Source organism: Pseudodonghicola xiamenensis DSM 18339, assembly GCF_000429365.1.
In the GTDB taxonomy this organism is placed as follows: Bacteria; Pseudomonadota; Alphaproteobacteria; order Rhodobacterales; family Rhodobacteraceae; genus Pseudodonghicola; species Pseudodonghicola xiamenensis.
The window spans coordinates 1-9,779 of the sequence record NZ_AUBS01000058.1; the positions used below are offsets into that span (position 1 = coordinate 1).

A 9,779-nucleotide genomic window follows, 5' to 3' on the forward strand; every position below is an offset into this window, starting at 1 on the left:
GGCCATCGCACCGAGCTGGCGCCGGGCCTGGAACGAGGTGATCCCGTTCCTCGACTACCCGCCCGAGGTGCGCAGGCTGATCTACACCACGAATTCCATTGAGGCATTGAATTCGAAGATCCGGCGCGCCGTCCGAACCCGCGGTCACTTCCCAAGCGATGAGGCAGCAGCGAAATTGATCTATCTGGCGCTCAATGCTACATCCACCGAATGGAAGCGTTCGGTGCGCGAATGGCACGCTGTCAGAAGTCAGCTTGCCATCATGTTCGAAGACCGCTTCCCAATGGCGTAAAAAAACGCGTCAGGCACAAAATTCGGCACAGTCTCGCTTGATCTAGCGGCTTTGGGCAATGTCATGGAGCGCGGCAGCATCTTCGATCCAGACTACGCCTACCGTCTCGGGCGTATGCGTTTCCTAGGTACCCTCAGCAACAAAATGGCCCGCCCCGTCATGCCCGACGATCAGGAAATGGAGTATCTGCCCACCCAGGCCATCGCCGATTACCTTTCGACCGAGGGGCAAGTGCCTTTGGAAGGCATTGTCTTCCCGTCCGTTCAAGTCGGCGGCAATGGTCTCAATGTTGTTCTGTTTCACAAAGCCTCTCGCGCCGAAGTGCTCGATATCCCCGCGGGCACGGAAATCCGAGCAAGAACCTACTCGATGTATGAGGAAGGCCCCGAGCCTGACTACTCGGTGACCGAAGAAGTGCCGCCCGTCGAAGAGAAGGAAGAGAAGAAGAAACCCACCCCCTTCGACCTCACGATGGAGCATTGGGTTGATCCTCGCGAACTGGACCCAAGGGATGTGTCTCTCAGGATTGACCTGGGATCCGTGCGCGTTGATGAAGTGAGCGCAGTCAGGATCGAGACCGACAGCCACACTGTCAGTCGCTACCGCTTTGAAAGCAGAGAGCCTCCATTCTGAAGCAAAGCAAAAGGCGACCGGGCTGACGGCCAGTCGCGTTATGTTAGAGAGCTTGCGCGCGCCGCTAGCTCGGGCGCGATGTTCTGCATCGTATGCAGGGCATTTTGGCGCTCCGTGCTACCGCGCGGTGCGGCTGCGAAGGCGTTCAATGCCTCGCGGAGCAAAACGTGCAGTTCATCTGTGGTGCGGAACGCCGCCTCGAAATGCGTGACGAGTTTCATGGCTCACCCATGTCTATCGCGATGACGTCGTGGCCGCACTGCAGCCCGACCTGCTTGATGCAAAGGGCATCGAAGACCCTGCGAATTCGGTAGGCATCTGGCAGCCGGTGGCTCTGAAACGCATGATCGAAGCCAGGCATGTCCAGACGACCACCCTGAAGAACCCGATCACTGCGGCAGATCAGATCTACTTCACCGCGGCTGGTCGGACACTGCGCGGGGCCCGAATGTCGTGGAAGGGGCTGGGACTGGTCATCCGCTGCGCCTGGCGTTGAGGTCCGCAGAGGGCCGAAGCGCCTATGTGAAATGTTTCGTATTGGCGCTATGCGCCAATATAGAGACCGTGCTTTGTCCAGAATAGAGGTCAAAATGGGGGGCGGTTGTAACGCTTACCTCAGCTTGACCATGTCCACTCCTAGATCGAGCGTGAGAACGTCAGCTTCGGGGGAAAAGTCAAGCTTTTCCAGATCGACCCAGAAGAGGTTCGGTGAAAGTGCGGACTCGACGTAGAATTGCTTGCTCTTGTGATCGGCCGCCACGCGCCACCGGGTCGTTGACAGGTTCGGTGAATCGGGTGTTGTAATCCCAAAAGGCACGGACGCATTTCGCACCACACTCATCGCAGCCGCAGTGGCAATCCGCGGGTCATCGGATTGCACAACCATATCGATATACGTGTTGGCGCGCACAAACCGGTCGGGGGCACGGTTCGTGCCTGGCAGAACCTCGCGTGGGTTTACGCCTTTCCAGTAATCTACCAGCGCCAGCTGTTGATCGTAGGGCGGATCGTTCGTCAGGGTGCGGTATTCCGAGCCATGATGGATGACCAGTTCGCCGTCCAGCCATTCGAGGATGGCACTGTCGCCCGAGGAGTCCGAGATGGAAAGGTGGACCTTTGCAAGGCGGCCCGGCTGGTCCGGGACTTCGGCGGTCACGACAATGAAGGGATCATCATTCATGTCAGCCACGGCTTCGGCGACACTGCCGTAATTGTCCAGGAAGTACTGAGCCCAGATGGAAAGGGAAACCTTGGGCGTGACGCCATCATCTTCGGGGTATTCGGACGCAACCAGCCACAGCATGTTGACGACCAGCCCGGCCTCGTTCATGCCGTCGACGGTCGAGAAGTCATAACCGGACACGATCATGCTTCCGTATTTTGATGTCCACTCCTTCGAGTTGGGGCCTGCTTCGCCATTTCGGGACATTCCACGCGGGAACACCCAGAGGTTGGAGATCATGGGCAGACTCCAATCCATCGATCTCGCTGTCAGAATCCGATCATTGGGTCCGTGATAGACAACACGCGTACATGCATCGGCAATTGGAGCAGCCGCGATCGACACCGCAGCGGCCAAGGCGATGCCACGGCACAGTGAGAGTGTTCTTCTAAAGGGAATTTGATCTACTCCATAACGTGAAAAGTGACTGAGCGACAAGCTTGCGCACAAGCCGTCCAAGCTGGACAGACAGGCCACTTGTTGTCAAGGTTCAAAAACCCTGGCTATTCTTGACCAAACGTTCAGTTGGCCTCTGGTCAAGCCGCCGGGAAGCCAAGGTTGGTTCCAAGTGGAAGGGATCTCTTCCCAAGCTGCGACGCCCTTTCCCGGCCCGGGTTTCCCGAGACATCCTCGGCGGTCCACGGAGAGCCAAGCCTAGGCGAATAACGGCGCAAGAGAAGCAGGAAGAACCTGCCGTCGGTCCCGGGGCGACCGACGGCTTTCGGCTAGCATCAGTCACAGCTGAGCTCTTGTCTCAAGGTCGCTTTGTCCGCATCGCGGACCTTCAAGCATGACGCAGCGAATGGCGGGCCGTGATGCCCGATGCACGGCCATAGACACGTTCTCTGACGAAACGGCATCACTATCTGGTGCATTGTACGGGAAATTTGGTGGAGCCTAGGGGGATCGAACCCCTGACCTCGTCATTGCGAACGACGCGCTCTCCCAGCTGAGCTAAGGCCCCGATGGGGGTGTAGATTCACCAAATCAGCGGCGAATGCAAGCGGGAATGAGGCGACCCTCCGCGACAAAGCGCGCGCATGTCGCCCCTGCTCCCTTCGGGGAACTGCGGGGCTGTCTTCTGCAAAGCGTTTGAGCGAGATGGCGTCCCCTGAACCGCAGGGATTGGTCTTTCGGGCCCGTGTTCTGCCAGTGACCTCACGGCGACGTTCAGACGCTTGCCTCAGGCATCACCTTCCCTTCCGCCTCACCCCGCCACGCTGTCCCGGTCGCCCGGCGGTGGAGCGGCCCTTGCGGCCCACGGCGTCCTCCACCGCCTGATCCACCGCCGATTGCCGCGCCAACGGATCGTCGGAGATGGCGAGGTCGACCGCCTCGAGCCGCTTGATCTCGTCGCGCAGGCGGGCGGCCTCCTCGAACTCCAGATTCTCGGCGGCCTTGCGCATTTCGGTCCTGAGGCCTTCCAGATGCGTCTCGAGATTGGAGCCATGCAGCGGCTTGTCGATCGTGGCGGTGACGCGCGCCATGTCGACATCACCCTGATAGAGACCGGCGAGGATATCCTCGACATTCTTCTTCACCGTCGCGGGCGTAATTCCGTGTTCCTCGTTATAGGCGATCTGCTTGGCGCGGCGCCGCTCGGTCTCGCCCATGGCGCGTTCCATGCTGCCGGTGATCCGGTCGGCGTACATGATCACCCGACCTTCGGCGTTGCGCGCGGCACGGCCGATGGTCTGGATCAGCGAGGTTTCGGACCGCAGGAAGCCTTCCTTATCCGCGTCCAGAATCGCCACCAGCCCGCATTCGGGGATATCCAGCCCCTCGCGCAGCAGGTTGATGCCGATCAGCACGTCGAAGGCGCCCAGACGCAGATCGCGCAGGATCTCGATCCGTTCGATGGTGTCGATGTCCGAATGCATGTAGCGGACCTTGATGCCCTGTTCGTGCAGATATTCGGTCAGATCCTCGGCCATCCGCTTGGTCAGGGTGGTGACCAGGGTGCGGAACCCCTTGGCCGAGATGCGACGGATCTCGTCCATCACGTCGTCGACCTGGGTATCCACGGGGCGGATTTCGATCACCGGGTCCAGCAGGCCGGTGGGCCGGATCACCTGTTCGGTGAAGACGCCCCCCGTCTGCTCCAGCTCCCAAGCCGCAGGCGTCGCCGAGACGAAGACCGATTGCGGCCGCATCGCATCCCATTCCTCGAACTTGAGCGGCCGGTTGTCCATGCAGCTGGGCAGGCGGAAGCCGTGTTCGGCGAGCGTGAACTTGCGGCGATAGTCGCCCCGGTACATGCCGCCGATCTGCGGCACGGTGACGTGGCTTTCATCGGCGAAGACAATGGCATTGTCGGGGATGAATTCGAACAGGGTGGGGGGCGGCTCGCCCGGTGCACGGCCGGTCAGATAGCGGGAATAATTCTCGATCCCGTTGCAGAACCCTGAGGCTTCCAACATTTCCAGATCGAAGCTGGTGCGCTGTTCCAATCGCTGAGCCTCAAGAAGCTTCCCCTCACCGGTCAGCTGGGCCAGCCGCTGCTTGAGCTCTGCCTTGATACCGGTGATGGCCTGTCTGATCGTCGGCTTCGGGGTGACGTAGTGGGAATTGGCGTAGACACGCACCTTGTCGAAACTGTCGGTCTTCTTGCCGGTCAGCGGGTCGAATTCAGTGATGCTTTCAAGCTCCTCACCGAAAAACGATAGTTTCCAGGCGCGATCCTCCAGGTGGGCGGGCCAAATCTCAAGACTGTCGCCGCGCACCCGGAACGCCCCACGATTGAAGGCGGCATCGTTGCGGCGGTATTGCTGCTGCACCAGATCGGCCATGATCTGGCGCTGATCATACTCTTTGCCCGCCTCCAGATCGAGGGTCATTGCCATGTAAAGTTCGGGCGATCCGAGACCGTAGATGCAGGAGACCGAGGCGACGATGATCACGTCGTCGCGCTCCAGCAGCGCCCGGGTGGCGGCATGGCGCATCCGGTCGATCTGCTCGTTGATCTGGGATTCCTTCTCGATATAGGTGTCCGAGCGCGCCACATAGGCCTCGGGCTGATAGTAATCGTAGTAGGAAACGAAGTACTCCACCGCGTTCTCGGGAAAGAACCCCTTGAATTCGCCATAGAGCTGCGCCGCCAGCGTCTTGTTCGGCGCCAGGATGATCGCAGGACGCTGGGTCTCCTCGATCACCTTGGCCATGGTGAAGGTCTTGCCGGTGCCTGTCGCCCCCAGCAGCACCTGATCGTGATCGCCGCCGATCACTCCCTGAGAGAGTTCCGCGATTGCTGTGGGCTGGTCGCCGGCGGGTTCGAATCCGCTGTGCATGACAAAGCGCTTGCCGCCTTCCAGCTTCTCCCTTTTCCGTACATCGGCGGGCGGGGCATCCAGAATCGGCATCCGGTCGGGGGTATCGTTATACATCGCAGGGCTCCTGTCCGTTCCTATTGTGTTCTTTTAGCCGCCGAGTTCAAGATGCACCGCGCGACAGGATCGTGCTGGCAAGGCGAAACCTGTGGCTTTCATCCTGCCACGGCCTGCCTGCGGCCCCCCGCCCTCTTGCCCTGTCGGGCCAAATTCCCGATAAGACCCCAAGCAAGGAGACCAGCGATGCCCGCACGAATCTATCGCCCCGCCAAGAACGCCATGACCTCCGGCATGGCCAAGACACATAAATGGGTTCTGGAATACGCCCCGGCTTCGGCCCGCGAGGTCGATCCGCTGATGGGCTGGACCTCCTCCAACGACATGCAAAGCCAGGTGCACCTGCGTTTCGAGACCAAGGAAGCCGCGCTCGCCTATGCGCAGGCAAACGGGATCGAGGCCGAGGTGATCGAACCGCATCAGCGCAAGACCAACATCCGCCCGCGCGGCTATGGCGAGAACTTCGCCAACGACCGCCGCGTCCCCTGGACGCACTGAGCTTTTGTAGATCGGGGCAAAGTTGTCTCGAAATCGGGGCAAGGATCCCGCGAAGACATGCTTCGATCAAGATATAGGGCGCCCAATGGGCGCCCGTACTATTTCTGGGAATACCGCTTTGGTGGAGTGCTTCTGCGGCTGAAAAGCCGCTTCAGCCTCAACTCGCTTGCCGGACCGCCGCGAAATTCTCCATCGCTGCGCCGAGGTTCTCGAGGATTTTCTCGAGCAGGATGTCAGGCTCGGGCAAGCTGTCGAGATCGGTCATGGAACTGTCCTTGAGCCAAAACACGTCCAGACTGGCCTTGTCGCGCGACAGAAGTTCTTCTCGCGTATAGGCCCGCCAACGCCCATCGGGGGAATTCTCGGTCCAAGTCGCTGCGCGTTCATGCCTGTTCGCGGGATTGTAGCAGGCGATGAAATCCTCGAGATGGGCATAGGTCATCGGCTTCTGCTTGAGCGTGTGATGCACGTTCGTCCGATAATCATAGAACCAGACATGCGAGGTCTGCGGCTCCTTGCTGGCGCTGCGATTGTCGAAGAAGATGACGTTCGCCTTGACCCCTTGCGCATAAAAGATCCCTGTCGGCAGCCGCAGGATCGTGTGCAGATCGGTGTTCTGCAAAAGCTTGCGGCGGATCGATTCGCCCGCACCGCCCTCGAACAGCACGTTGTCCGGCACCACGATTGCGGCCCGCCCGGTGGTCTTCAGCATGGTGCGGATGTGCTGAACGAAGTTCAGCTGTTTGTTTGACGTCGTGGCCCAGAAATCCTGCCGGTTGTAGGTCAGGTCCTCGGTTTCTTGCTCGCCTTCGGCATTCGTGAAGGTCATGGAGCTTTTCTTGCCGAAAGGCGGGTTCGCCAACACCAAATCAACTGTGTCGGACGGCGATGAGATCAGGGCGTCTGCGGGCGAAACGCTCGGTTCGCCCGCCATCTCCCCGATGCCATGCAAGAACATGTTCATCAGGCATAGGCGACGCGTGCCTGCGACGATCTCATTCCCATGAAAAGTCCCGTTCTTCAGGAATTCCTTCTGTTCACGGTCGAGCGCGTAATTACTTGGATCCGTCAGGAAATCATGAGCCGCCAGGAAGAATCCGCCAGTCCCACAGGCCGGGTCGGCGATGGTCTTGCCGGGTTCAGGGCGGACGCATTCCACCATCGCCTGGATGAGCGAACGCGGCGTGAAATACTGCCCCGCACCGGATTTGGTGTCCTCGGCGTTCCGCTCCAGAAGTCCCTCGTAGATGTCGCCCTTCACGTCGGCGCCCAGCATGATCCACTTGGTGCCATCGACCATGGCAATGAGCCGGAACAGCTTGGCGGGATCGGTGATCTTGTTTTGCGCCTTGGTGAAGATCTGTCCCAGCATGCCTTTTTGCTGGCCCAATTCGCGAAGCACCTTGACGTAATGGGCCTCAAGATCCGCGCCCACCAATGCGGTCAAGCTTTCCCAGTTGTACTCGACAGGCACGCCGATATCGCGTTTATAGGGCGGCTTCGAATATTCGTCCGCCATCTTCAGGAAGATCAGGTATGTGAGCTGCTCAAGGTAATCGCCATAGCCGACCCCGTCATCGCGCAGCGTCGTGCAGAAGGACCAGACCTTGGAAATAATCGGTGCGGTGTTCATTCAGTGTCCTTTCACACGAGTTCGTCTTGGTCGGCTTCCTGAGAAGGCAACCGATCGGAATTGGATTGATCAAGCTGTGGGGCTTTACCCATGGCGATCTCGACGAGCTGCAGCAGGTTCGTCTTCCTGACCTTATAAAATTCCGCGAACTCATTCGAACGCAGCTGCGCAACCGGAATCCGATGGGAAGCGAGGATGGCGTCCATCTCAATGTCTTCCAGGCCGACCTGCTTATGTGCCTGCAGCGATGCAAGGTATTCGGAGGGAGCCTTACGACCGATCATTCGGTTTGCCTTGTAGGAAATCGGGGTCTTGTTGACGATGGAGTTGAATGTGTTTGCAGGGATCCCTTCGTCCTCGCACCACGCCCTCGGGAAGATGTGATGAATGTCGAGGGCGATGTCTTCCCCATCAAGTTCCTGAATACTCGCTTTCCAGAAGAAGTCCTTCGCCCCTTCTCGAAGAATCAACACGTTCAAGCCCTTGTAAGCTGCACTGTTTCTGGATCTGAGCGTGTCGAGGCGGCTCTCCTGGAAGGCGGCATCACCGATGGTCCGTGGTGTGTCCCCGGGCTCGCCCCCATCGATCACCCATCGCATCAACTCCTCGTAGTCGTTCGCGATCCTCGTTTCGACCGCACCGCCATAAAGCTCGCCCAAGACCCCACACCAGAACCACTTCGACAACCGGTCATAGATCTTCGGCTCCAGCCAACGGTTCTCGATCTGGGAGAGAACCGCTGCCAGAGGAACCAGTTGCGTCCGGTACGGTAGTTCCCGCCCTGTGAAGAAGCACTGCTTGCGCATGAACTTGGCCGCAAGGATGAAGCCGGCCTCCACTGCGGGAGCCCAGGTCTGGTAGTCGTCGAGAGACAGGGACAGAACAGTCGACCTTTTCGCGGAGACGGCCGAGATCTGCTTTCCGGTCTTGCCCGCAGCGATGTCGGCCTTCCGGCGTTCCGAGCTCTGGAGGATGGAAATCGCCTGCAGAAAGTCGGCAGGTTCGATCCCCTTCAGGATCGGCTCCTTCGACAGTCGTTCGACCCTGCCTTCAACCCTTCGCAGACGGCTCCCATACCAGTCGTCCCGAAGATTGAAGTTGTCGGCGGCGAAGGTCGCTGTCACCAGTTCGAAAACGGACAGAGGGACGCCGCCGGTGTTTACCTTCTCGAATACGAGGCACACCGCCTCTTTCGAGGTCGCCTTGCCCAGCGTGATCGCCGGCAACTGATAGCTCCTGAACGCTGCCAGCACCTGCTTGCGGAACTTCATGAACTCACCGAAGAGTTCCGGCGCGTGCTCGTGCAGCGCCTCTTCCCAATCGTCCGAACTCAGGATCTGGGAGCAAGGGAAGTGAAAACTCCTGATCTCCATCTCCGTGGTCGACAGATCCATCACGATGTCCCGGTCGAAGTTCTCCTTGATCTTCCGATCAGCCGGAACCGAGATAAAGGCATCCTCCAGCCGATCTTCCTCGAGGGCCAACGCGATGTCGATGTAGTAGTGCCGGTCGATGGCCTTGCCCTTGGCATCAAAGGTCTTCACCGGCTTGTCGAGAGCAAGCACTTGCGTCAGCGAGGTCAGGCGCTGCTGGCCGTCAAGGATCAACCTTTCCGGCTCGGGCAAGCCCCCGCTGAACTCGACGTTCTCCACCGGACGAACCTGGAACCGCACCTCTCCGCCCGTGTCCAGCATCATAACCGCACCCACCGGGAAAGACCGCGCGATCGAGATCAGCAGGGATTTCACATGCTCGTCGTCCCACACCCAACCGCGCTGGAAGTCCGGGAGTTGGATGACTCCATCCGTGATGTCCTTCAGCACCTGCGGAAGCGGGAGTTTCGTGCTGTCGAATGTGCTCATGATCTAGGCTCAGGACCCATTAATCGGCTTGCGGCGCCACTGGCGGCGTGATTCACGCTCTCCAACTATAGGAGGGTGTGGTGAGCAATCTTTTCTGGCTGAGCGACGAGCAGATGGCGCGGCTCGAGCCGTTTTTTCCGAAGAGCCATGGCCGCCCACGGGTCGATGATCGTCGTGTTCTGAGCGGGATAATCTTCGTCAACCGCAATGGGTTACGCTGGAGCGATGCACCGAAGGAATACGGTCCAGCCAAGAC

General features: G+C 59.4%; 10 protein-coding genes and 1 tRNA gene. 5 read left to right on the forward strand and 6 right to left on the reverse strand.

Going from position 1 to position 9,779, the window contains the following annotated elements:
- Positions 1–292, forward strand: a 292-nt coding sequence (locus G455_RS25045; protein ID WP_028095545.1) for an IS256 family transposase, incomplete at its 5' end; no start/stop codon positions are given.
- A gap of 63 nt (positions 293–355) precedes the next feature.
- Positions 356–925 carry an RES family NAD+ phosphorylase gene (locus tag G455_RS25050; protein ID WP_051312674.1) on the forward strand — a complete coding sequence of 190 codons (570 nt, stop codon included), beginning with the start codon at positions 356–358 and terminating at the stop codon, positions 923–925.
- Between the two features lie 38 nt (positions 926–963).
- Here the strand turns inward: G455_RS25050 and G455_RS0121310 are convergent, their stop codons facing one another.
- A complete protein-coding gene (locus G455_RS0121310; protein WP_028095496.1) occupies positions 964–1,146 on the reverse strand; it encodes a hypothetical protein in 183 nt (60 codons plus the stop codon).
- Between the two features lie 29 nt (positions 1,147–1,175).
- Here G455_RS0121310 and G455_RS0121315 point away from each other — a divergent pair, with 29 nt between their 5' ends.
- The gene (locus G455_RS0121315) at positions 1,176–1,421 is read left to right on the forward strand and encodes a hypothetical protein (RefSeq protein WP_028095497.1); all 246 of its coding nucleotides are present in this window, start codon (positions 1,176–1,178) and stop codon (positions 1,419–1,421) included.
- A 114-nt stretch (positions 1,422–1,535) separates the two neighbouring features.
- Here the strand turns inward: G455_RS0121315 and G455_RS25055 are convergent, their stop codons facing one another.
- The 3 genes from G455_RS25055 to uvrB all read right to left on the reverse strand — a co-directional run bounded on the left by G455_RS25055 (position 1,536) and on the right by uvrB (position 5,530).
- Entirely contained in the window at positions 1,536–2,492 is a 957-nt protein-coding gene (locus tag G455_RS25055; protein WP_229861864.1) for a linear amide C-N hydrolase, read from the reverse strand.
- A gap of 543 nt (positions 2,493–3,035) precedes the next feature.
- A tRNA-Ala gene (locus G455_RS0121325) sits at positions 3,036–3,111 on the reverse strand.
- Between the two features lie 226 nt (positions 3,112–3,337).
- On the reverse strand, positions 3,338–5,530 hold the full coding sequence (uvrB, locus tag G455_RS0121330) for an excinuclease ABC subunit UvrB (protein ID WP_035367169.1): 2,193 nt from the start codon (positions 5,528–5,530) through the stop codon (positions 3,338–3,340).
- Positions 5,531–5,716: 186 nt separating this feature from the next.
- On the opposite strand from uvrB, the gene G455_RS0121335 reads away from it, so the two are divergent.
- Complete coding sequence (locus G455_RS0121335; RefSeq protein WP_028095499.1) at positions 5,717–6,028, forward strand: ETC complex I subunit; 312 nt, start codon at positions 5,717–5,719, stop codon at positions 6,026–6,028.
- 157 nt (positions 6,029–6,185) lie between these two features.
- Here G455_RS0121335 and G455_RS0121340 read toward each other — a convergent pair whose 3' ends face one another.
- Entirely contained in the window at positions 6,186–7,661 is a 1,476-nt protein-coding gene (locus tag G455_RS0121340; protein ID WP_028095500.1) for a class I SAM-dependent DNA methyltransferase, read from the reverse strand.
- A gap of 11 nt (positions 7,662–7,672) precedes the next feature.
- The gene (locus tag G455_RS0121345) at positions 7,673–9,523 is read right to left on the reverse strand and encodes a DUF262 domain-containing protein (RefSeq protein ID WP_028095501.1); all 1,851 of its coding nucleotides are present in this window, start codon (positions 9,521–9,523) and stop codon (positions 7,673–7,675) included.
- A gap of 80 nt (positions 9,524–9,603) precedes the next feature.
- Between G455_RS0121345 and G455_RS26225 the strand changes: the two genes are divergently transcribed.
- A partial coding sequence (locus tag G455_RS26225; RefSeq protein WP_154664451.1) for a transposase occupies positions 9,604–9,779 on the forward strand: 176 nt, incomplete at its 3' end.

Coding starts and splice junctions, on each gene's coding strand:
- G455_RS25050 (WP_051312674.1), top strand. CDS start 356: ATGGAGCGCGGCAGCATCTTCGATCCAGACTACGCCTACCGTCTCGGG.
- G455_RS0121310 (WP_028095496.1), bottom strand. CDS start 1,146: ATGAAACTCGTCACGCATTTCGAGGCGGCGTTCCGCACCACAGATGAA.
- uvrB (WP_035367169.1), bottom strand. CDS start 5,530: ATGTATAACGATACCCCCGACCGGATGCCGATTCTGGATGCCCCGCCC.
- G455_RS0121335 (WP_028095499.1), top strand. CDS start 5,717: ATGCCCGCACGAATCTATCGCCCCGCCAAGAACGCCATGACCTCCGGC.
- G455_RS0121340 (WP_028095500.1), bottom strand. CDS start 7,661: ATGAACACCGCACCGATTATTTCCAAGGTCTGGTCCTTCTGCACGACG.
- G455_RS0121345 (WP_028095501.1), bottom strand. CDS start 9,523: ATGAGCACATTCGACAGCACGAAACTCCCGCTTCCGCAGGTGCTGAAG.